This is a genomic window from Streptomyces cylindrosporus, from assembly GCF_022698165.1.
GTDB classification, from domain to species: Bacteria; Actinomycetota; Actinomycetes; order Streptomycetales; family Streptomycetaceae; genus Streptomyces; species Streptomyces cylindrosporus.
In genome coordinates this window covers 697294-718867 of record NZ_JALDAY010000002.1, presented here as the reverse complement: position 1 = coordinate 718867, position 21574 = coordinate 697294, and the positions used below count along the sequence as shown (strand labels likewise).

Below are 21574 nucleotides of genomic sequence, written 5' to 3'. Positions count from 1 at the left end.
GGAGCCGTCAGCATGAAACCCCCCACCCCGCGGCGCAGAGCCGCGGCCACGGTCCTGTTCGTCCTCGCCGTCGTCCTCGGCCTCGCCCACCCTGCGGCCCTCGCGGCCCCGCACACCGCCCCGCAGGCCGCCGTCTACGACGTACGCGACTACGGCGCCAAGGGCGACGGCTCCGCCAACGACACCCCGGCGATCAACAAGGCCATCACGGCGGCCAATTCGGCGGGTGGCGGCACCGTCCGCTTCCCCGCCGGCAAGTACAAGTCCAAGAACACCATCCACATGAAGAGCAATGTGACGCTCCAGGTCGACACGGGCGCCACGGTCCAGGGCTCCAGCGCGGACACCTACGACGCGCCCGAGTCCAACCCCAACGACAAGTACCAGGACTACGGGCACAGCCACTTCCACAACGCGATGATCTACGGCGACCGGCTGACGAACATCGGCTTCGTCGGCGGCGGTGTCATCGACGGCGCCGGCAACCTCATCACCGGCAACCCCAAGTCCGGCGAGGCCGACAAGATCATCTCGCTGACCCGGTGCGACGGACTGCGCATCGGCGACGGCCTCACCCTGCGCCGGGGCGGCCACTTCGCGGCCCTGATCAACGGCTGCAAGAACGTCACCTCCGACCACCTGACCATCGACACCGCGAGCGACCGCGACGGCTGGAACATCATCTCCACCACCGACGTCACGGTGACCAACGCGAACATCAAGGCCAACGACGACGCGCTCGTCTTCAAGAGCGACTACGCGCTCGGCGCCAAACTCCCCAACGGCCATGTCCGCGTGAGCGATTCGTACCTCTCGGCCCGCTGCTGCAACGCCCTGATGTTCGGCTCGGAGACCTGCGGGGACTTCTCGGACTACCAGTTCGAGAAGATCCGGATCGAGGGCGCGGACAAGTCCGGCCTCGGCATGGTCTCGATGGACGGCGCGAAGATCTCCGACGTCCACTACCGCGACATCACGATGACGGGCGTCCACTCACCGATCATGCAGAAGATCGGCACCCGCAAGCGCTGCGGCAACAGCCCCGGCATCGGATCGATCAGCGACATCACGTACGACAACGTCACGGCGACCGGCAACACCCCTTCCTTCAGCCCGACCCTGTGGGGCGAGACCGGCCACCGCATCCACGGGGTGACGTTCAACAACGTCGACATCACGGTCCCCGGCGGCAACGGCACCATGTCCACCGCCGTGCCGAGCAACGACCCCAACGACTACAACCCCAAGGCGATCGGCACCCGGCCGGCCTACGGCTGGTACCTGCACAACGCCGACGACGTCCAGTTCACCGACAGCTCGGTCGAGTTCGCGGCGGACGACGGCCGCCCGGCGGTCATCGCCAACGCGGCGAGCGGCATCCGCTTCACCCGCTTCAGCGCGCAGAAGGGCGCCCACTCACCGTTCGACGTCGGCTTCCAGGACGTCACCGGCGGCTGCCTGACGGACAGTCACAACACCTCCGGGGGCGCGCTACGGGTCTCGGGCACCCAGGACTGCGGTACGGCGGCCAGGCCGCTCGACCTGGACAACCCCCGCCAGGACTTCCTCCGCGGCTCCGTCGGCGGCCTCTTCCTGCACTGGGGCCTGCGCACCGCCCCCGCCCACACCAGTTGCACCGCCTGGGAGAACGACGTCACCAGCGGCGGCTGGAGTCCCGACTACTGGGTGAACGAGGCCCAGAAGCTGCACACCCAGTACCTCGTCCTCGCCACCTTCCACAGCCGCCTCGGCTACGCCCGCCCCTGGCCCTCGAAGATCCCCGGCTCCTGCGCCACCAGGCGCGACTTCCTGGGCGAGCTGATCAGCGCCGCCAAGGCCAAGGGCATGAAGGTCATCCTCTACATGACCAACGACCCCCAGTGGCACGACGAGGGCGGCCACGAGTGGCTCGACTCGGCCGCCTACTCCGCCTACAAGGGCAAGAACGTCGACCTGACCACCAACGACGGCTTCGGGCAGTTCAGTTACGACAACTTCTTCGAGGTCATGGACCGCTATCCCGACCTCGGCGGCTTCTGGATCGACAACGACAACGCCTACTGGGAGAGCCACGACCTCTACCGGCAGATCTACCAGAAGCGCCCGAACTACACGCTCAGCAACAACAACGAAGACACGCCGATCATGGACATGATCAGCAACGAGCAGAAGACGGGCATGACGCCCGCCTACGACTACCCCCAGGCCGTCTACACGGCCCAACCCCGGCTGACCGAGGCCGACTTCAAGCTGCCGTCCGCCGGCGCCTGGTGGTACGACGGCTCCAACCCGTCCGTCGACAAGAAGCTCGCCCTGGGCCGCCTGATCACCAACGCCGGCTCCTCGGTGAAGGCCCTGATGGCCGAGACCGCCCAGGTGAACGGGAGGTTTCCTTCCAATCAGGCCGCCTTCAACACCTTCGCCGACTCCTACCTCGACCCCATCTGGGAGTCCCTGCGCGGCACCGAGGGCGGCGGCTACATGTGCGGCGGCCTCAAGCCCGGCTTCTGGAACGACGGCGCCCACGGCGTCACCACGATCAGCAGGGCGGACCCGAACCTCCAGTACGTCCATGTCCTGACCCCGCCCAGCACGAGCACCCTGCGCATCCGCGACAACGGCTACCGCATCGCCTCCGTCACCAACCTCCGTACGGGAGCGGCGGTCTCGTGGACCCAGTCGGGCGGGGTGCTCACCCTGACCGGGCTCGGCGCCTGGGACCCGTACGACACCGTCTTCAAGGTCACCACCGCCGGCCGCCAAGGCATCCTCACCGGCGTCAAGGTGACCGCGAGCGCCTCGGCGAGCGGGCACCCCGCGACGGCCGCCGGCGACGGCGACTACCTCACCTACTGGGACAGCAACAAGACCCTGCCGGTCAGCCTCACCTTCGACCTCGGCTCGGCGAAGAAGGTCCAGTACATCGGGCTCAACCAGCGCGAGGACTCCGTCGCCTACGCCCGCTCCGACACCGAGCAGTCGGCGCGGATCAAGGACTACAAGGTCTATCTGAGCGACGACGGGACCAACTGGGGGAGCCCGGTCAAGACCGGGCAGTTGCCAAGTCGGCGTGGCATCCAGGGGATCGACCTCACGGCGGCCGGCGCCCGTTACGTCCGCCTCCAGGTCGACACCACCTGGGCCGCGTCGACCGACTCCACCCGCTACAAGCGGCTGCGGATCGACGAGGCCTGGATCGGCACCTCGTACGCCACCCCGGCGGCGGCCTACGCGCCCATGTCGGACAACGGCCAGTCCCTGCGCCCGGCCATGGGCTGGAGCAGCTGGAGCTTCGTGCGCCGGTGGCCGACCGAGGCGAAGATCAAGGCGCAGGCCGACGCACTCGCGGCTAGCGGGCTGAAGGACCACGGGTTCGTGTACGTCAACCTCGACGACTTCTGGCAGAAGTGCGACTCCAACGGATTCGTCGTCGACTCCTTCGGCCGCTGGGCGGTCGACAGCGCCAAGTTCCCGTCCGGCATCAAGGCGTTGGCGGACTACGTCCACTCCAAGGGGCTGAAGTTCGGCTTCTACGTGACACCCGGCATCGCCAAGAGCGCCGTCACCAGGAACACGCCCATCGAGGGGACCTCGTACCACGCGAAGGACATCGCGGACACCTCGAAGACCGAGAAGAACTACAACTGCAAGAACATGTACTACATCGACTACGGGAAGCCCGGCGCGCAGGAGTTCGTGAACTCGTGGGCGAAGCAGTTCGCCTCCTGGGGAGTCGACTACCTGAAGATCGACGGGGTGGGCAGCCAGGACATCCCCGATGTCCAGGCCTGGGACAAGGCGCTGCGGAATTCCGGACGGCCCATCAACTTCGCACTGTCCAACAACCTTCCGATCGCCAATGCCGCCACCTGGCGGCAGCTCGCGAACAGCTGGCGCACCCAGGGCGACGTCGAGTGCTACTGCGGACCCGGCGACAACGGCAGCGGCTACCCGCTCACCGACTGGTCCCACGTCTCCGCCCGCTTCACCTCCGCCGCCAACTGGCAGCAGTACGCCGGACCGGGCGGCTGGAACGACCTGGACTCGCTGGAGATCGGCAACGGCGACCAGGTCGGCCTCACCGCCGACCAGCGCCGCTCCCACTTCACCCTGTGGGCCATGGCGGCCTCCCCGCTGCTGCTCGGCACCGACCTCACCCACCTCGACACGGTGGACAAGGCGATGCTGACCAACGACCGGCTGATCAGCGTCGACCAGGACGGGGTTGCCGCCAAGCGGGTCGTGAACAGCGGTGTCAAGCAGGTCTGGAGCAAACGCGAGAGCAACGGTGCCTATGTGGTCGCCCTGTTCAACACCGGCACCTCCGGCAGCACCACGGTCTCCGTGAACTGGTCGCAGGTGGGATTCACCGGCTCCGGCGACGTCACCGACCTCTGGTCCGGCTCCCATAAGGGCGAGATCGCCGACTCGTACAGCGCGACGCTGCGGCCGGGCGAGACACGCCTGATCCGGGTGAACCCCGTCAACAGTGCGCTGAGGGGACAGTGATGAAACGCAACAGAGCTCTGGCCCGGGGCCTCTCCCTGGCCCTCGCGATCCCGCTCGCCGGACTCACCGGCGCGAGCACGGCCCGGGCGGCCACCGACTACCAGGCGGAGGACGCGGCCATCACCCAGGGCACGGTGGCCACCAACCACACCGGCTACACGGGCACCGGCTTCGTCGACTACACCAACGTCAAGGGCTCCTACGTGGAGTTCACGGTGAGCGCCGCCTCCGCCGGCCCCGCCGCCCTCACCCTGCGCTACGCCAACGGCACCGCCACCGACCGCCCCATGGACATCTCCGTGGGCGGCACGGTCGTCTCGCCCGCCCTGTCCTTCCCGGCCACCACCGACTGGAACACCTGGGCCGATAAGGCGGTGAACGTCACGCTGAAGGCCGGTTCCAACAAGATCCGGGCGACCGCCACGACAGCCAACGGCGGCCCCAATCTCGACCGCATCCGTATCGACGCACCCACCGACACCCAGGCGCCGACCCGCCCCGGCCAACCGAGCTGCTCCGACATCGGCGAGAACGGCCTCACGCTGAGCTGGGGTGCCTCGACGGACGACACGGGCGTGACGGCGTACGACATCTACGAGCACGGCAACAAGATCGGTGAGGCGCCCGGGAGTTCGACGTCGAAGGCGCTGACCGGTCTGACCCCGAACACCACCTACAACCTGACCGTGATCGCCCGCGACGCGGCCGGCAACACCTCCCCGGCCAGCCCGGTCGTCGACTGCACCACCAGGCCCAGCTCCGACACCACCCCGCCGACCAGGCCCGGCACGCTCTCCGCCACCGACGTCACCGCCAACAGTGCCGCTCTGAGCTGGGGCGCCTCGACGGACGACCGAGCGGTCGTCGCCTACGACGTGCGCAGCGGCACCACCGTCTACAAGTCCGTCACCAGCGGCACGTCGACCACTCTCACCGGCCTCGCCTGCGACAGCCCGTACGCGCTCAACGTGGTCGCCCGCGACGCGGCGGGCAACGTCTCCGAGCCGAGCAACACCGTCAACTTCACGACCAAGGCGTGCGCGACCGACGGCGGCGTCCCCTCGTCGATCTCCACGCTCTCCAGCGGCTGGACGATCCCCTGGGGCACCTACTGGATGCCCGACGGGCAGACCGCCCTGGTCACCGAGCGGGACGACTTCCGCGTCTGGAAGGTCACCAAGGACGGGACCAGGACCCAGGTCGGCACGGTCCCGAACGCCGTCACGACCAACGGCGAGGGCGGGCTGCTCGGCGTCGCCGTCGACCCCAAGTGGGCGAGCAACCACTACGTCTACTTCATGCACACCGCGTCCGAGGGCAACCGCGTGGTCCGCATGACGTACGACGGCACGAAGCTCAGCGACTACAAGATCCTGCTCCAGGGCATCAAGAAGAACCGCTACCACAACGGCGGCCGCCTCGCCTTCGGCCCCGACGGCTACCTGTACGCCTCCACCGGCGAGGCCCAGACGCCCGACCTCGCGCAGGACAAGGACTCCCTGAACGGAAAGATCCTGCGCATGACCACCGACGGCAAGCCGGCCCCCGGCAACCCGTTCGGCAACTATGTTTACAGTTACGGCCACCGCAACCCGCAGGGCCTCGCGTTCGACCGCAACGGCCGATTGTGGGAGGCGGAGTTCGGCAACAGCTCCAAGGACGAGCTGAACCTCATCAAGCCGGGTGCCGACTACGGCTGGCCGATCTGCGAGGGCAGTTGCAGCACCTCGGGGATGACCAACCCCAAGGCCACCTGGAACGTCTCCGAGGCCTCCCCCAGCGGTATCGCCATCGTCCGCAACGTCGTCTACATGGCCTCCCTGCGCGGCGAACGCCTGTGGCGGATCCCGATCAACGGCGACAACGAGAGCGTCGGCACACCGACCGCGTACTACGTCGGCACCTATGGCCGGCTGCGCACGGTCACCAAGGTGCCCGGCTCCGACCAGCTGTGGCTGTCGACCACCAACGCCGACAACAACGGCAACGAACCCGACGGCTCCGACAAGATCTTCCGGGTCAACATCAGTTAGGAGTGTTACCAGTTGGGGCGCTGTGCCGGTCAGGCCCGGTACAGCGCCTCGACCTCGTTGGCGTAGGCGTTCTCGATGGCCTTGCGCTTCAGCTTCAGCGACGGGGTCAGCAGACCGTGTTCCTCGGTGAACGGCTGGGCCAGTATCCGGAACGTACGGATCGACTCGGCCTGCGACACCAGGGTGTTGGCGGCGACCACCGCACGCCGCACCTCCGTCTCCAGGTCCGCGTCCCGCACCAGCTGGGCCGGCGACATCTGCGGCTTGCCGCGCATCGTCAGCCAGTGCTCCACGGCCTCCTGGTCGAGGGTGACCAGGGCGGCGATGTACGGGCGGTCGTTGCCCACGACGATGCACTGGTTGACCAGCGGATGGTCGCGCACACGCTCCTCCAGGATGCCGGGGGAGACGCTCTTGCCGCCGGAGGTCACCAGGATCTCCTTCTTGCGGCCGGTGATGGTGAGATAGCCGTCCTCGTCCAGCGAGCCCAGGTCGCCGGTGGCGAGCCAGCCGTCGTGCAGGGTCTCGTCGGTGGCCTTCTGGTTGTTGAGATAGCCCTGGAAGACGTTCGGGCCGTGCAGCCAGATCTCGCCGTCGTCCGCGATGTGCACGGTGACGCCCGGAATGGGCACGCCCACCGTGCCGTAGCGGGTCCGCTCGGGCGGGTTGGCCGTCGCGGCCGCCGTCGACTCGGTGAGGCCGTACCCCTCGTAGATCTGCACGCCCGCGCCCGCGAAGAACAAGCCGAGCCGGCGGTCCATCGCGGAGCCGCCGGACATGGCGTTGCGGATCCGGCCGCCCATCGCGGCCCGCACCTTGGAGTAGACGAGCTTGTCGAAGAGCTGGTGCTGCATGCGCAGACCCGCCGACGGGCCCGGCCCGATGCCCCAGGCCTTCGCCTCGACCGCGTCGGCGTACTTCACGGCGATCTCGACGGCCTTCTCGAACGGCCCGGCCTTGCCCTCCTTCTCGGCCTTGCGCCGGGCGGAGTTGAAGACCTTCTCGAAGATGTACGGCACCGCGAGGATGAACGTCGGCTTGAACGCCTGGAGGTCCGGCAACAGGGCCGCCGCGTTGAGCTGCGGCTGATGGCCGAAGCGGACCCCGTTGCGGATCGCCGCCACCTCCACCATCCGCCCGAAGACGTGCGCGAGCGGCAGGAACAGCAGCGTCGCGGCCTCGTCGCCCTTCTTCGAGTGGAACACCGGCTCGTACTTCTCGACGACCGTGTCCGCCTCGAACATGAAACTGCCGTGCGTGATGACACAGCCCTTCGGGCGGCCCGTCGTGCCCGAGGTGTAGATGATCGTCGCGGTCGAGTCCGGGGTGACCGCCTCCCGGTGCCGGTGCACCAGGTCGTCGTCGAGATGAGCGCCGGCGTCGTACAGCTCCTGCACGGCGTTGTTGTCCAGCTGCCACAGCTGGTGCAGCTGCGGCAGCCGGTCGATGACGGTCGCGATGGTCATCGCGTGGTCCTCGTGCTCCACGATCGCCGCCGAACACTCGGCGTCGTACAGCATCCAGAAGCACTGCTCGGCCGAGGACGTGGGGTAGATCGGCACCACCTGGGCGCCGATCGTCCACAGCGCGAAGTCGAACAGGGTCCACTCGTAGCGGGTGCGGGACATGATCGCGACCCGGTCGCCGAACCGGATGCCCCGGGCCAGCAGCCCCTTGGCGAGGGCCAGCACCTCGTCCCGGAACTCGGCCGAAGTGACGTCCCGCCACTGGCCGCTGTCGTCCTTGCGGCCGAGCGCGATGTGCAGCGGGTCTTCCTGGGCACGCTGGAACACGACGTCGGCCAGACCACCCACCGGCGGTGCCAACGCCAACGGAGGGCTGGTGAACTCGCGCAAACCCACTCCCCGCTCCCTCAGCGCCGTATTCGAGACTCCGCAAGCGCCGTGAAAGCTACCCCACCCTGAGACGCGGCGGGAGAGGGGTCGAATCGGAGCAACCCTCACTTACAGCCTGCTCACAGGCCGGAAAATGCCCTCACATCAGGAAGGGTCGGACAGAAAACTGACGGTTGAGTAAGTTTCGGTCCCGTAATCTCCACCGAATCTGTACGACCTGGCTACGGCCCTTGACCGCTGGTCAACGCCCTCATCGGTGGCGCACCGGTGTCTCTTCCTTCAGCGTCGCAGGGGCGGAATTCGTCACTCCGGCCGGGGTCGGTTTCGGCCTCCTGACCAGGGCGACCACCAGGGCCCCGGCCACCGTCGCGGTCAGCCCGGCCAGTACCGCCGCCGAGGAGAGCCCGGAGGCGAACGCCGTGCGCAGCGCGTGCTCGGAGAAGGTCCCGCGCAGCGCGCCGGCGGCGCCGCCCGCGAGCGCGTGGGCCGCGCCGTTCGGCAGGGAGTCGCCCATCCGCGAGGTCACCACTGTCCCGTACACGGCGATCCCCAGCGCGTACCCGAGCTGCCGGAAGGTGTTCACCGCACCGCCCGCCATCCCGGACCGCTCCGCCGGTACGGCGGCCAGCGCGGCCCCCGCGATGCCGGGCGCCACCAGACCCGTACCGACGCCGACCAGAATCAGCCCCGGCACCAGCGCCGACGCCGTGGAACCCGCGTCAAGGCCCGTCATGCAGAACTGGCCGGTGCCGATCAGCAGCAGCCCGCCGCCGACGGTGATCCTGGCCGGCACCCCGTGCAGCAGCCGCCCGCCGGCCGCCGCCACCACGAACGACGCCAGCGACAGCCACAGGAACACCAGCCCGCCGCGCACCGGGCTCATCCCGAGCATGGTCTGCAGCCAGATCGAGTCGTACGCCATGAGGCTGAACGCCGCCGCGTTGAAGGCCAGCGCGCCCACCATCACCCCCGAGAACGCCGGCTTCAGGAACAGCCGGGGATCCAACAGGGGGTCGGCCGAGCGCAGTTCGACGGCGAGGAAGCAGCACAACGCCACCACGGCCGCCCCGAAGGTGGCGAGGGTGCCCGCGTCGCCCCAGCCGTCCTGTCCGGCCCGTACGGCGCCGTACGTCAGTGCTCCCGCGAAGGCCGCGAAGCTCACCGTGCCCGCCCAGTCGACGCGCCGGTCGCGCGAGCCGTGCGACTCCGGTACGACCTTCAGGGTCAGCCACACCGCGGCCACGCTCACCGGCAGATTGACGTAGAAGATCCACCGCCAGCCGGGTCCGTCCGTCAGCAGCCCGCCGACCACCGGTCCCACCGCGGCCGCCGCACCGCTCACCGCGCCCCACACGCCCAGCGCCACCGAGCGCTGTTTGCCCTGGTAGACGGAGCCCAGCAGCGGCAGCGTGGTCGCGAACATCGCCGCCGCGCCCAGCCCCTGCAGACCGCGCGCCGCGACCAGCATCCCCGGCCCGCTCGCCAGCCCGCACAGCAGCGAGGCCGTCGCGAACACGACGACACCGACCAGGTGCACCCGCCGCCGTCCCAGGATGTCGGCCGCGGCTCCTATGCCGAGCAGCAGCGCGGCCAGTGCCAGCGCGTACCCGTCCATCACCCACTGCAGATCGCTCAGCGAGGCGTGCAGCGAGCGCGCCATGTCCGGCAGCGCGACCACCGCGATCGTCACGTCCAGCAACAACATGAACGTGCCCAGGCACACCGCCGTGAGCGTCCCCCATGTACGCATGTCCCCAACTCCCTGTGCTTCTTCTCGGTCGGATGCGTTTCTCTCCGTACGATGGGCTCCGCGCGGCCGATCACGGTGGAACCGGGGCCTCGGGCGCGGAAACCCGACAGGAGAGGGCATGTCGACGACGGAATTCCACGGGCCGGTCATGGAGTCGGACACCTTCGACCGGCTCGATCTGCAGATCCTTTCCGCCCTGGAGACGAACGCCCGGGCCTCCTTCAGCCGGATCGGCGCGGTCCTCGGCGTCTCCGACCAGACCGTCGCCCGGCGCTTCCGCAGGCTGAGTGCCGAGGGCGGGCTGCGGGTGGTCGCGGTGCGCGACCCCGAGCTGCTCGGCCACGACCAGTGGAACCTGCGGCTGCGCTGCGTCCCCGACACCGCGCTGAAGATCGCGGAGGCGCTCGCGAAGCGGCCCGACACCAACTGGATCGCGCTCGCCGCCGGCGGCACGGAGGTGCTGGCCGGGACCCGGCCGCACAGCCCCGGCGACCGCGACGACCTGCTGCTCGGCAAGCTGCCGCGGACGCCCAGCGTGGTCGAGATCCGCGCCCACCAGCTGCTGCACCGCTTCTTCGGCGGACCGGACGGCTGGCTGCAGAAGTTCCGCGCGCTCACCGACGACCAGAAGGCCGCCCTGCGCCCCGAGCCGCCCGCGCCCGTCATCGGACCCGTCCGCATCGACCCCGAGGACGAGCCGCTCGTCGACCTCCTCGAACGCGACGCCCGGGTCACCTACCCCGAACTCCAGCGTGCGACCGGCCGCTCCGAGTCCGCCGTCAAACGCCGGCTCGCCGCACTCGTCGCCTCCGGGGCGATCTACCTCGACGTCGAGTACGACCCCGAGATCCTCGGCTACCCGCTGTCCGCGTCCCTGTGGATCACCGCCGCGCCCGCCCGACTGCAATCGGTGGGCGAGGCCATCGCCGGACACGCGGAGTCCGCCTACGTCACCGCCACCTCCGGCGTCTCCAACCTGATGGTCAGCGCGGTCTTCAAGAACACCGCCGGACTGTACGAGTACCTCAGCGGCCCCCTCGGACGGCTCGACGGGATCCAGCACGTCGAGTCGGTGCCGTACCTGCGCCGCATCAAGCAACTGACGTACCCGCCGCCGGTCCGCTGAGCGGTCCAGGGGAAGTCGGCTGCGGTCGGGCGGCGCCGCCAAGGGGCGCGAGGCTGTGTTGCATGTGCGGCTACCGCCGCGCGGGCGCGACCAGCCGCGACGGCGCGGCAGTCGCCCACGGCCCATCGCCGCCCCGCGGCGGAGCCGCTGATCGGCACAGCCGGCGGAGCGCTCAGCCGCCGCGCCGGCGCTGGAGGCGGTCGCCGCCCGTCAGGATTGCCGACGCCAGGGCGTCCGCCGCGCTCTGGGCGGTGGTGGGGCGGCGGCCGTGGACCAGGACGAAGTCGACGCGGCCCAGTTCCGGGAGGCCGAAGCGGTCGGGGACGCGGACCAGGCCCGGCGGGATCAGGCCCCGGGAGTGGGCCATGACGCCGAGGCCTGCCCGGGCCGCCGCGATCAGGCCGTTCAGGCTGCCGCTGGTGCACGCGATGTGCCACTCCCGGCCCTGCCGCTCCAGGGACTCCAGGGCCAGCGCGCGCGTGATGCCGGGCGGCGGGAACACGATCAGCGGCACGGGCCGGTCCGGGTCCAGGCGCAGCCGCTCCGCGCCGATCCAGACCAGCTCGTCGTGCCAGACCAGCTCGCCGCGCGGGTCCTCGGGCCGCCGTTTGGCCAGCACCAGGTCCAGCCTCCCGGCCTCCAGCTGCTCGTGCAGCGTGCCGGACAGCTCGACCGTCAGCTCCAGGTCGACCTCGGGATGGTCGTGCCGGAAGCCCTCCAGGATCTCCGGCAGCCGGGTCAGCACGAAGTCCTCCGAGGCGCCGAACCGCAGCCGGCCGCGCAGCCGCGTGCCCGTGAAGAACGCCGTCGCCTGCTCGTGCACCTCCAGGATGCGGCGCGCGAAACCGAGCATCGCCTCGCCGTCCTCCGTCAGCTCCACGGAGTGGGTGTCCCGCGAGAACAGCTGCCGGCCGGTCGCGTCCTCCAGTCGTCGCACATGCTGGCTCACCGTCGACTGCCGCAGCCCGAGCCGCCGCGCGGCCTGCGTGAAGCTCAGCGTCTGCGCCACCGCGAGGAAGGTGCGCAGGTGGGAGGGCTCGTACATGCCGACAACCCTAGCCGGTTATCGCGAAAGGTGATGACAGTCAGAGCGGTATGACGGATTCCCGATCGGCTTGCGGAGGAGGACGATGAACGGGGGCCCTCCGGGCCTCGGACCGTCACCGCAAACGCCGACAGCAACGAGCAAGTGGAGCACCGTGAAACGCCTGCGATGGCCGAGTTGGATGCCGATCGACCCGTACATCCTGCTGCTGCTCGGGACGGTGGGCCTCGCGGCCCTCTTCCCGGCACGCGGGACCGGGGCCGATGTCGCCTCGGGCGCCTCCACGGCCGCGATCGCCTTCCTCTTCTTCCTGTACGGAGCCCGCCTCTCCACCCGTGAGGCGCTGGACGGACTCAAGCACTGGCGGCTGCACGGCACGGTCCTCGCCTGTACGTTCGTGATCTTCCCGCTGCTCGGCCTCGCGGCCCGCGGACTCGTCCCGGTCCTCCTCACCCACCCGCTCTACCAGGGCCTGCTCTTCCTCACCCTGGTGCCCTCGACCATCCAGTCGTCGATCGCCTTCACGTCGATCGCGCGAGGGAACGTTCCGGCGGCGATCTGCGCCGGTTCCTTCTCCTCCCTGGTCGGCATCGTCGTCACCCCGCTGCTCGCCGCGGCGCTGCTCGGCAGCAGCGCGGGCGGCTTCTCGGCCGACTCGCTCGTCCAGATCGTGCTGCAGCTGCTGGTGCCGTTCGTCGCCGGGCAGTTGCTGCGCCGTTGGATCGGAGGCTTCGTCGCCCGGCACAAGAAGGTGCTCGGCCTGGTCGACCGCGGTTCGATCCTGCTCGTCGTGTACACCGCGTTCAGCGAGGGCATGGTCCAGGGCATCTGGCACCAGGTGAGCCCGCTCCGGCTCGGCGGCCTGCTGGTCGTCGAGGCGGTCGTCCTGGCCGTGATGCTCGCGCTGACCTGGTACGGCGGCAAGGCGCTGCGCTTCGACCGCGAGGACCGCATCGCCATCCAGTTCGCCGGCTCCAAGAAGTCCCTCGCCTCCGGACTCCCCATGGCGAGCGTCCTGTTCGGCGCCCACGCCTCCCTCGCCGTGCTGCCGCTGATGCTCTTCCACCAGATGCAGCTGATGGTGTGTGCGGTGATCGCCAAGCGCCGCTCCCGCGACCCGCAGACCGAGACCGAGACCGAGACCGTCAAGCCCGCTCCAGCCGCACCGTCACGAACCGCGGTCGGTACAGGCCCACGTTCGCGTTGATGCTCGCCGAAGCACCGGTCGTCTCCAGCCAGTTGACGTCGTAGCTCAGCACCAGCCGTCCGTCGCCGTCCAGTTCGGGGTGCGCCTGCGGGTTGTACGCGGCCACCCCGGCCCTCGGCAGTGAGGGGCTGAAGCTCTTCGTCGGCCCGTGCCAGGGCCCGGTGGGGGAGCAGGACCAGTACGAGGTCACGGTGGTCAGCCCCGCCGCACCCGTCGCCATGGTGAACAGCACGTACGTGCCCTGGACCTGGACGACGGAGAACGCGCTGCCCACCTTCGCGCCCCGCAGCGCCCGCGGCTTCACCCCCCACCCCGAGCCGTCCCAGTACCGCCATGCCGACGGGTCCGCGAGCCGGCCCTCCGGCACGCGCGCCACGTACGCCGACGAGGCCGGGCGGGAGACCGCCTGCCCGTCGTCGCCGCCGAAGACGTAGGTCCAGCCGCCCTTGTCGACCAGCGTCGTCCCGAACAGCAGCCGCCGGGACGGGTCCGGCACCAGGCTCTGGTCGAGCACCTTCACCACCGACTCGACCCTCAGGTCAGGCAGCGACAGCGTGGCGACCTCCGTGGCGGTCGGCACCCCGTAGATCCACGGTGACTGCCCGGCCGTCCGCACCCACAGCAGCACCCGTACGACCGACTCCGGCGAGCCGGGGGAGCGCGGCTCGACCCGGGCCGCGACCGGCCACCGCCACTGGTCCGGGGCCGGATCGGGGAAGAGCGGGGCCGGCAGGGTGCTCTCCAGCCGCCCCTTGCTGTCCATCACCACGGCCGAGTTGCGGACCAGCGGGGCCGCGGTGTCCCGCCAGGCGTAGGACTCGCCGACCGGGTTGGGCGGGCGGTGCACCTGGCCCAGATAGGTGTCCGAGAACAGCCACAGCACCCGGCCGTCCGGCAGCCGCACCGAGTGGGTGCCGTCGCCGCCGGTCCAGTCGTCGGTGCGGGTCGCGTCGTCGCCGTACCGGGCGAACTCGTCGGTCAGACCGGCGTCGGCCGACACCGTGCCGAGCCCGCGCGGGGTGCAGCCGCCGCTCTCCCGCTCACCTCCACGGGGGAGGGCGGTGAGCAGCACGGCCCCGAGAACCAGGGCCAGCAACAGGCCAAGCCCGGTCCCCGTCCGCTGTCGTGCTCGTCGGTCCTCGGGCACCCACGGGACGTTAGTGGCTGCCGCTCACATGGTCCATGGGCAGCCACAGCACGGTGTCCTTCGACGACGTCGCGGAAGCGTCCGGCGCGGCCAACTCCTCGTCGCTCAGCGCCCGGTCCCACACGTGTACGTCGTCGATCGCGCCGGTGAAGAAGGCCCGGCTGTCCATGCGCTGCCCGATGTGCACGCCGAAGGGCGAGTTGCGGCTGACCGAGCCCGGCACGTCGGCCGCGCTGAGCGCCGTACCGTCGATGAAGAGCGTCAGTCGGCCACCGCCTCTCCGCAGGGCCAGGTGGTGCCAGTGGCCGTCGTTGTAGGCGCCCGTCGTGCGGACGGACACCGACTGCGGGGCCGCCGCTGCGTCGCGCACGGTGATCAGGCCCTGGACGCGGTCGCTCGCGGGCTCCCCGCGCAGCCACACCTGCGGCTGACCGGTACCGACACCGCCCATCCACAGCAGCGGCTGCTCACCGGTCGTGGCCGTGTACCGGAACCACAGCGACGCCGTGAAGTCCCTTGTCCCGAGCGGCAGTCGGTCGCTGTAGGGCAGCCTTACGGCGTCGTCCGCGCCGTCGAACTCCAGCGCGCCGCCGGAGACGCCCGCCGTCTCCCGGGCGCCGCCGAGGACGGCCGCGGGGCGAGCGTGCGGGGCGAGGTCGGAGGTGGTCGGGTTGGGGCCGCGGCGCGGTCGCAGCCAGTCCTCGGTGAAGCGGGCGAAACGGATCTCGTCGCGTGCGTCGACGGCCCCGCCCTCGTACACCAGCCCCACCGTGTCGGGGCCGACGCGGGCCATGTCGGAGTAGCCGGACCAGTCCGTCGTCACGACCGTGCCCCGGTCCACGCTGTCCCAGGTGCGCCCGCCGTCGTAGGAGGAGCGGATCATCATGGTCCGACGGCGGTCGGGGTCGCCGGGGCAGGCCAGCAGGAGCCGGTCGCCGAGGCGCAGCATCGAGCCCTGGACCTGCGGGGTGTAGAGGTCCGGGAGGTCGCGGAACGGGGCGGTGAAGCTGTCGCCGCCGTCGCGGCTGACCGCCTGGGTGCGGTGGCCGAGGTCGGTGCCGTCCTGTTCGCGGCCGCTGACGAGGATCGAGCCGTCGGTGCGCTCGGCGAGGGTGACCTCGGAGGGCTTCTGCCGGAAGGTGCCGTCGGCCGCGATCGGCCAGGAGTCGGTGGCGCCGATCCGCCAGTGGTCGCCGCCGTCGTCGCTGACGACCAGCGCGGCGTGGTTGGCGCTGACACGGCTCCCGTCCCAGGTCTCGGTGTTGACGCCGAGGACCAGCCGGCCGGCCTGCCTGCCACGGGTGAGCTGGATGCCGTGCACGGGACCGGTGGCGTACCAGGAGTTCCAGTCCGGGGGCAGGATCTCGGGGCTCAGATCGCGCGGCCGCGACCAGGTCAGTCCGTCGTCGTCGCTGTACTGCAGGTGCGGGGTGCGGTCGCAGGGCACCGAGCAACTGGCCGCGTCCGTACGGCCCGTGTTGTACGTCTCCGCCAGCAGGACGCGGCCCGTCTCGCGGTCCACGACCGGCGCCGGGTTGCCGTGCGTGTCGCCGCCGCCGGGGTTGACGACCCGGAGCGGGCTCCAGGTGCGGCCGCCGTCCTCCGACCGTTTGACGACGATGTCGATGTCGGCGGCGTCCCCGCAGTTGAGCCTCCGCCCCTCGGCGAACGCGAGCAGCGTGCCCTCGGTGGTCCGCACGATCGCCGGGATGCGGAAGCAGGCGTAGCCGGGGTCCTGGGCGGCCTTGAAGAGGACCTGCTGCTCGAAGTCGGGGGCGGACGCGGCCTGTTGGGCCTGTGCCGGGCTCGGCAGGGCGGCCAGCGCCGCGGCCGCGGCGAGTGCGGTGACGGTGGCTCTCAGACGTGCGCGAAGACGTGACGGCATGGTGCGAACCTGCCCTTCAGAGGTCTGGCCTTCAGAGGTCTGGACATCTGGACATCCCACGTCCGATGTCCGGGCCACAGAGGCTAGTTGGGGGCTCAGGCGCCTCACAAGGAGCGTGCGGCTACTCGGTCGGATCGCGTCGGCGCAGGACCGGCAGGACGGGAAGTACGGCCGCGGGTCCGGGACTTGGCGTGGGAGCGGCGCCCGCCCTGCGGCAGACCAGGGCGTCGGGGTCGCTCGCGGGGGTCTGGAGGGTGTAGCCGCCGGGACAGGCGGGGCCCGGGTCGCCCTTGGGCCCGGGATCCCCCTTGTCGCCCTTCGGGCCCTGGACGCCCTGGACCCCGGGAGTGCCGTTCACGCCCGAGGGGCCCGTCGGCCCGGAGGCTCCGTCGGCTCCCGCTGGGCCGGGCCCGCCGGACGGTCCGGGCGATCCCTCGGGACCCTCCGGACCCGCGGGTCCCGTCGGCCCGGCGGGTCCGGACGGTCCGGGCACACCGCGCGGACCCTGGGCGCCCTCGGCCCCGGCCGCGCCACCCGCCCCCCGGTCGCCCTTGTCGCCCTTCGCGCCGCGTGCGCCGGGGAGTGCGGCGGGCACCCGGATCCGGTCCAGCAGGTCGTCGACCGCCTCCGACGGATCCGGCGCCGCCGGGGTCCCGCCGCTCGCCCGTACCTGCTCGCGCAGGGCCCGCACGTCCTGTGCGAGCGTGGACAGGGCCTGGCCGCGTCGGTCGGCCTCGGCCTGCATCTGGTCGGCGCGCCGGTCGCCGGAGTCGATGCGCGCCCACAGGATCACGGCGACCCCGCACAGGGCGATCAGCACGCACACCAGGAAGACGCTGCGCCAGCGCGGGGCGAGCAGCCGCTCGAATCGGGACGTCACGGCGCACCTCCGGGCCGCTGGATGTCGGGCCGGTTCACGGCGCACCGCCGAGCCGGTGGATGTCGAGCCTGAGCCGCGCGATCTCCGACTGGTCGGCGGCATGCAGCGTGGACAGTTCGCTGATGCGCGAGTCCCGTTCGGCCACTTGCCGTTCGAGCCGGTCGCGCTCCGACTGGAGCTTCTCGGTCAGGCTGGAGTAGCCGCTGAGCGCGTTCTCCCCGCGCTTGCCGAGATAGGCCACGGCGGCTGCGCCCAGCACGCCCGCGGCCGCCAGTAACGAGCCGAGCAGGGTGGTGCCGGCATCCAAGTGACTGCCTCCTACTTGGACGACGGGCCGCACGGCACGCGGCCCGTGGAACTCACCACAAGTAACGAGCCACTTGCCAACGGGGTGTGCCAGGGTGAACCACTACGCCGGACGGGTGGTGACGGTGCGTCAGGACTGACGCATAAATGCAGTTTTCAGGGCCGGAGCACCACCTTGCCCCGATTGCTCCGCGACTCGATCACCGCATGCGCCCGCGCCGCGTCCGCCAGCGCGAACTCCCCGTGCACGGCCGGCCTCAGCGCACCCTCCCCGAACAGCCGCCACAGCTCCCGCCGCCACCGCTCGTACAACTCGGGCCTGCCCCGCGCGATCCGCGCCATCTGGAAGCCGATCACCGACCTGCCGCCCACGAGCAGGTCGTACGCCCGTATCGTCCCGCCGCCGGAGCTGTACGCCACCAGCCGCCCGCCGGGCGCGAGCGCGCCGATCGCCGGGGTGAGCAGCTCGCCGCCCACCGCGTCGAGGGCGTAGTCGACGGGCTCGCCCCAGCTCTCGTCGGGGTAGGCGATCACCTCGTCGGCGCCGAGCGAGCGCACGAAGTCGGCCTTGCCCGGGTCGGACACGGCCCCCACGACCCGGCTCGCGCCCCGCAGTCGCGCCAACTGCACCGCCAGGTGGCCGACCCCGCTCGCCGCGGCCGTGACCAGCGCAGCCTCGCCCGGCTCTGGGCGCGCGGCCTCCAGAGCGCCGAGGGCGACCAGTCCACTGCGCACGAGGGCGACCGCGTCGACGGCCGAGGCGGCGTCCGGGACCGGGGAGGCCATCGCCTCGTGCAGGAGCGCGAAGTCGGCGTAACCGTGCCCGAAGCACAGCCCGGTCACCCGCTCGCCCGTGCGGAAGCGGCGGACGCCCTCGCCGACCGCGACCACCTCCCCCGCGACCTCCCCGCCCAGCGGGATCGGCTCGGCCGCCTCGGTGACCTTGCGGACGACGGGGAGCGTGACGCCGACGGCCTCGCAGCGGACGAGCAGCTCGCCGGGGCCGGGCTCCGGAACCGGGGCCTCCTCCAGGAACAGCGGGCCACCGGTGGACTCGTAGCGGACGCGGCGCATCGCACCTCCAGAAATCGTTGGGAGTCCCAACGGTATGGTGAAGTCGTTGGGAAGTCCAATGAATTCTCGGTAGGGTGTCCCCATGTCCGAAGCCGGAGCCCCCCTCGCCGCCATCCGCTCGCTCCCCAGCTGGCTGCTCGGCCGCGCCGCCGCCCGTGGCCGCGCCCTGGTCGCCGAGGCGCTGGCCGCGGAGGGGCTGAAGATGTGGCACCACGTGGTCCTGTCCGCCGTACGCGACCTCGCGCCCGTCGCCCAGGCCGACCTCGGCCGGAGCGTGCGGCTCGACCCGAAGGACCTCGTCGGCGTCCTCAACGACCTGCAGCCCGCGGGCCTCGTCGTGCGCGAGCCGGACCCCAGGGACCGCCGCAAGAACGCCGTGTCCCTCACCGAGGAGGGCGCGCGGCTGCTGAGGCGCTGCGAGAAGGCGGCCCGCGCGGCCAACGACGAGCTGCTCGCCCCGCTCTCGGCGGCCGAACGCGACCGGTTCATGGGCCTGTTGATCCGGATTTCCGGCACGGAAGGCTGATACGGAGGGCTGACGACGGATAACGTTCCGTCATGACCGCACCCCTCGCCCTCGATCCCGCGCGCAGCGCCCTCGTCCTCGTCGATCTGATGGACCGGATCGTCGCGCTGCCCCTGGAACCCCGCAAAGGCACCGAAGTACTGTCCACCGCCGAGGAGTTGGCGACCGCCTTCCGGGCGGCCGGCGCGCCCGTCGCGCTCGTCCGGGTGGAGCGGCCCGGCGTCCCGGAACAGCCGCCCGGCAGCGGACTGGTGGCCGGCCTGGCCCGGGACGGCGACCTGGAGGTCGTGAAGCGGACGATCGGCGCCTTCCAGGGCACGGACCTGGACGAGCGGCTGCGCGAACGGGGCGTGCGCACCCTCGTGTTCGGCGGCATCGCCACCAACCTCGGCGTCGAGTCCACCGCCCGCGCCGCCGGCGACCTCGGCTACGACCTGGTCTTCGTCGAGGACGCCATGGCCGCGTTCACGGCCGCCGAGCACGACGCGTCGGTACGGCTGGACTTCCCGCGGCTGGGGACCGTGGTGACGGCGGCCGAGGTGAGGTTCGTGGCCTGAACCTCACACCAGCGTGCCCCCGCCGTCCACCACCACGACCGAGCCCGTGCTGTAGCCGCCGCGCATCAGATAGAGGTACGCCTCGGCGACGTCCGCCGGCTCGCCCACCCTGCCCACGGGAAGCGAGCCGGCGGTCGAGGCGTACAGGCCCTCGCGCTCGGCCTCGGGCAGGTCCCGCCACAGGTCGGTGCGGACCACGCCGGGCGACACGACGTTCACGCGGACGGGCGCCAGCTCCAGGGCGAGCGCACGGGTGAGCGACTCCATCGCCCCGCACAGGCTCGCCGCGACGGTCGTGCCCGGCATCGGGCGGCGGCCCGCGGTGCCGGTGGTCAGCACGACCGAGCCGCCCGGCCGGATCGCCGGGGCGCCGTGCTTGACGGCCGTGTACGCGCCCCACAGCCGCGTGTCCAGGAAGCCCCGGGCGCGGACGAGGTCCGACTCGGCGAGGCCGCCCAGCAGGATGGAGTCGCCGGCGGTGTACACGAGGTGGTCGAAGGCGCCGACCCGCTCGAAGAAGGCCCGTACCGCCTCCTCGTCGGTCGCGTCCAGGACGTGCCCCTCGGCGCCGTCCGGCAGCCGCTTCAGCGCCGCGGCCACGCTCTCCTGCCGGCGCGAGGCGACCACCACCTCGGCGCCCTCACCGGCCGCCGCCTCCGCCACCGCCAGTCCGAGCCCCGCCGTACCGCCGATGACGACGATCCGCTGTCCTCGCAGGCTCATGCCGTGCTCCCTTCCTCCACTTTGCACTGTTCGACGCCGTCCAGCCTGCGGCCGCCCCCGCGCTGCCGTCCAAGACCTCTTCGGGCGTCGGCGATACCCTGAAGGCATCGCCGACGGAAGGGGCGGCCATGGACCTGGACCTGCGGAAAGTGCGCTACTTCGTCGCGGTCGCCGAGCAACTGCACTTCGGGCGGGCGGCCGAGCGGCTGCACATCGCGCAGCCGGTGCTGAGCCGTCAGATCCGGGCGCTGGAGAAGGACTTGGGCGCGGAGCTGTTCGTACGCGACAGCCACGGCGTGACGTTGACGACCGCGGGCGGGCAACTCCTCGACGACTCCCGTCAGTTGCTCGCCTCGGCGGACGCCGCCCGGCGCCGGGTGCGGGCCGCCGCCCGTGGTCGGCGCCGCTTCGTCGTCGGCTTCCGGGCCGGGGTCGTCGTCACGCACGCCCTGCGCGCCTTCGGCGCCGCGCATCCCGACGTCGACGTGCGGGCACGCCGGGTCGAGTGGGACGACCAGGAGCAGCTGATCCTCGACGGCACCGTCGACCTGGCGTACGTACGGCGCCCGATCCGCGAGCAGGGTCTGCGGCTGCTGCCCCAGTACACCGAGGACATGGTGGCCATGCTCCCCGCCGAGCACCGGCTCGCGGGCAAGCAGGAGCTGCGCCGTGCGGACCTGGACGGTGAGACCTGGCTGCGCTACGTCGATCCCCGGCCGGACGACGTGCCGATCCGCACGGTCGAGGAGAAGTTCGAGCGCGTGGCCGCCGGCACCGGCATCACGCTGGTACCGGTGTCGGTCGCCGAGCAGTACTCCCGCCCGGACATCACCTACGTGCCCGTCGTGGACGCCGAGCCCGGTGCGGTACTGCTCGCCTGGGACGCGGGCCGGCACTCGCGACTGGTCGAGGCGTTCGTGGCGGCTGCGGGCGGCTGAGGCGGGACCCCG

At 71.2% G+C, this 21574-nt stretch carries 16 protein-coding genes; 7 read left to right on the top strand and 9 right to left on the bottom strand.

The annotated features are described in order from the left end of the window. The first annotated feature begins 12 nt into the window (after nt 1–12). Together MQP27_RS08325 and MQP27_RS08320 are read left to right on the top strand one after the other, a co-directional pair. A complete protein-coding gene (locus MQP27_RS08325; protein WP_242763063.1) occupies nt 13–4509 on the top strand; it encodes a glycosyl hydrolase family 28 protein in 4497 nt (1498 codons plus the stop codon). Then, nucleotides 4509–6542, top strand: coding sequence for a PQQ-dependent sugar dehydrogenase (locus MQP27_RS08320; protein ID WP_242763060.1), 2034 nt, complete (start codon nt 4509–4511; stop codon nt 6540–6542). Before MQP27_RS08325 ends, MQP27_RS08320 begins: the two co-directional genes overlap by 1 nt. Before the next feature lie 29 nt (nt 6543–6571). On the opposite strand, the gene MQP27_RS08315 is transcribed toward MQP27_RS08320, so the two are convergent. Further along, complete coding sequence (locus tag MQP27_RS08315; RefSeq protein ID WP_242763630.1) at nt 6572–8398, bottom strand: AMP-dependent synthetase/ligase; 1827 nt, start codon at nt 8396–8398, stop codon at nt 6572–6574. Nucleotides 8399–8648: 250 nt separating this feature from the next. Next, complete coding sequence (locus tag MQP27_RS08310) at nt 8649–10148, bottom strand: MFS transporter (RefSeq protein WP_242763046.1); 1500 nt, start codon at nt 10146–10148, stop codon at nt 8649–8651. Nucleotides 10149–10266: 118 nt separating this feature from the next. On the opposite strand from MQP27_RS08310, the gene MQP27_RS08305 reads away from it, so the two are divergent. Beyond that, nucleotides 10267–11274, top strand: a complete 1008-nt coding sequence (locus tag MQP27_RS08305) for an Lrp/AsnC family transcriptional regulator (RefSeq protein ID WP_242763044.1) — start codon at nt 10267–10269, stop codon at nt 11272–11274. A 172-nt stretch (nt 11275–11446) separates the two neighbouring features. Here MQP27_RS08305 and MQP27_RS08300 read toward each other — a convergent pair whose 3' ends face one another. After that, nucleotides 11447–12319 (bottom strand): LysR substrate-binding domain-containing protein, encoded by an 873-nt coding sequence (locus MQP27_RS08300; RefSeq protein ID WP_242763042.1) that lies wholly within the window; start codon nt 12317–12319, stop codon nt 11447–11449. A gap of 181 nt (nt 12320–12500) precedes the next feature. On the opposite strand from MQP27_RS08300, the gene MQP27_RS08295 reads away from it, so the two are divergent. Beyond that, nucleotides 12501–13526, top strand: coding sequence for a bile acid:sodium symporter family protein (locus MQP27_RS08295; RefSeq protein WP_242763627.1), 1026 nt, complete (start codon nt 12501–12503; stop codon nt 13524–13526). Here MQP27_RS08295 and MQP27_RS08290 read toward each other — a convergent pair. The 5 genes from MQP27_RS08290 to MQP27_RS08270 all read right to left on the bottom strand — a co-directional run bounded on the left by MQP27_RS08290 (nt 13465) and on the right by MQP27_RS08270 (nt 18818). After that, complete coding sequence (locus tag MQP27_RS08290) at nt 13465–14673, bottom strand: DUF5005 domain-containing protein (protein WP_242763033.1); 1209 nt, start codon at nt 14671–14673, stop codon at nt 13465–13467. The two genes, MQP27_RS08295 and MQP27_RS08290, sit on opposite strands and share 62 nt — an antisense overlap. Before the next feature lie 10 nt (nt 14674–14683). After that, nucleotides 14684–16558: a sialidase family protein gene (locus tag MQP27_RS08285; RefSeq protein ID WP_242763031.1), complete on the bottom strand. Its 1875-nt coding sequence runs from the start codon at nt 16556–16558 to the stop codon at nt 14684–14686. A gap of 121 nt (nt 16559–16679) precedes the next feature. Next, entirely contained in the window at nt 16680–17438 is a 759-nt protein-coding gene (locus MQP27_RS08280) for a collagen-like domain-containing protein (protein WP_242763029.1), read from the bottom strand. Nucleotides 17439–17472: 34 nt separating this feature from the next. Next, on the bottom strand, nt 17473–17745 hold the full coding sequence (locus tag MQP27_RS08275; RefSeq protein ID WP_242763027.1) for a hypothetical protein: 273 nt from the start codon (nt 17743–17745) through the stop codon (nt 17473–17475). 155 nt (nt 17746–17900) lie between these two features. Beyond that, nucleotides 17901–18818, bottom strand: coding sequence for a quinone oxidoreductase family protein (locus MQP27_RS08270; protein WP_242763025.1), 918 nt, complete (start codon nt 18816–18818; stop codon nt 17901–17903). Nucleotides 18819–18900: 82 nt separating this feature from the next. Between MQP27_RS08270 and MQP27_RS08265 the strand changes: the two genes are divergently transcribed. Together MQP27_RS08265 and MQP27_RS08260 are read left to right on the top strand one after the other, a co-directional pair. Continuing rightward, entirely contained in the window at nt 18901–19344 is a 444-nt protein-coding gene (locus MQP27_RS08265) for a MarR family winged helix-turn-helix transcriptional regulator (RefSeq protein ID WP_242763023.1), read from the top strand. Nucleotides 19345–19376: 32 nt separating this feature from the next. Next, nucleotides 19377–19901 (top strand): isochorismatase family protein, encoded by a 525-nt coding sequence (locus MQP27_RS08260; RefSeq protein ID WP_242763021.1) that lies wholly within the window; start codon nt 19377–19379, stop codon nt 19899–19901. A 3-nt stretch (nt 19902–19904) separates the two neighbouring features. On the opposite strand, the gene MQP27_RS08255 is transcribed toward MQP27_RS08260, so the two are convergent. Then, complete coding sequence (locus tag MQP27_RS08255; protein WP_242763019.1) at nt 19905–20624, bottom strand: SDR family oxidoreductase; 720 nt, start codon at nt 20622–20624, stop codon at nt 19905–19907. Between the two features lie 128 nt (nt 20625–20752). Between MQP27_RS08255 and MQP27_RS08250 the strand changes: the two genes are divergently transcribed. Beyond that, nucleotides 20753–21562, top strand: a complete 810-nt coding sequence (locus MQP27_RS08250) for a LysR family transcriptional regulator (protein WP_242763017.1) — start codon at nt 20753–20755, stop codon at nt 21560–21562. Nucleotides 21563–21574: the final 12 nt, after the last annotated feature.

Excerpts from the sequence above, each read along its gene's own strand:
- MQP27_RS08325 (WP_242763063.1), top strand. The coding sequence starts at position 13 with ATGAAACCCCCCACCCCGCGGCGCAGAGCCGCGGCCACGGTCCTGTTC.
- MQP27_RS08320 (WP_242763060.1), top strand. The coding sequence starts at position 4,509 with ATGAAACGCAACAGAGCTCTGGCCCGGGGCCTCTCCCTGGCCCTCGCG.
- MQP27_RS08310 (WP_242763046.1), bottom strand. The coding sequence starts at position 10,148 with ATGCGTACATGGGGGACGCTCACGGCGGTGTGCCTGGGCACGTTCATG.
- MQP27_RS08305 (WP_242763044.1), top strand. The coding sequence starts at position 10,267 with ATGTCGACGACGGAATTCCACGGGCCGGTCATGGAGTCGGACACCTTC.
- MQP27_RS08300 (WP_242763042.1), bottom strand. The coding sequence starts at position 12,319 with ATGTACGAGCCCTCCCACCTGCGCACCTTCCTCGCGGTGGCGCAGACG.
- MQP27_RS08295 (WP_242763627.1), top strand. The coding sequence starts at position 12,501 with ATGCCGATCGACCCGTACATCCTGCTGCTGCTCGGGACGGTGGGCCTC.
- MQP27_RS08285 (WP_242763031.1), bottom strand. The coding sequence starts at position 16,558 with ATGCCGTCACGTCTTCGCGCACGTCTGAGAGCCACCGTCACCGCACTC.
- MQP27_RS08270 (WP_242763025.1), bottom strand. The coding sequence starts at position 18,818 with ATGCGCCGCGTCCGCTACGAGTCCACCGGTGGCCCGCTGTTCCTGGAG.
- MQP27_RS08265 (WP_242763023.1), top strand. The coding sequence starts at position 18,901 with ATGTCCGAAGCCGGAGCCCCCCTCGCCGCCATCCGCTCGCTCCCCAGC.
- MQP27_RS08260 (WP_242763021.1), top strand. The coding sequence starts at position 19,377 with ATGACCGCACCCCTCGCCCTCGATCCCGCGCGCAGCGCCCTCGTCCTC.
- MQP27_RS08255 (WP_242763019.1), bottom strand. The coding sequence starts at position 20,624 with ATGAGCCTGCGAGGACAGCGGATCGTCGTCATCGGCGGTACGGCGGGG.
- MQP27_RS08250 (WP_242763017.1), top strand. The coding sequence starts at position 20,753 with ATGGACCTGGACCTGCGGAAAGTGCGCTACTTCGTCGCGGTCGCCGAG.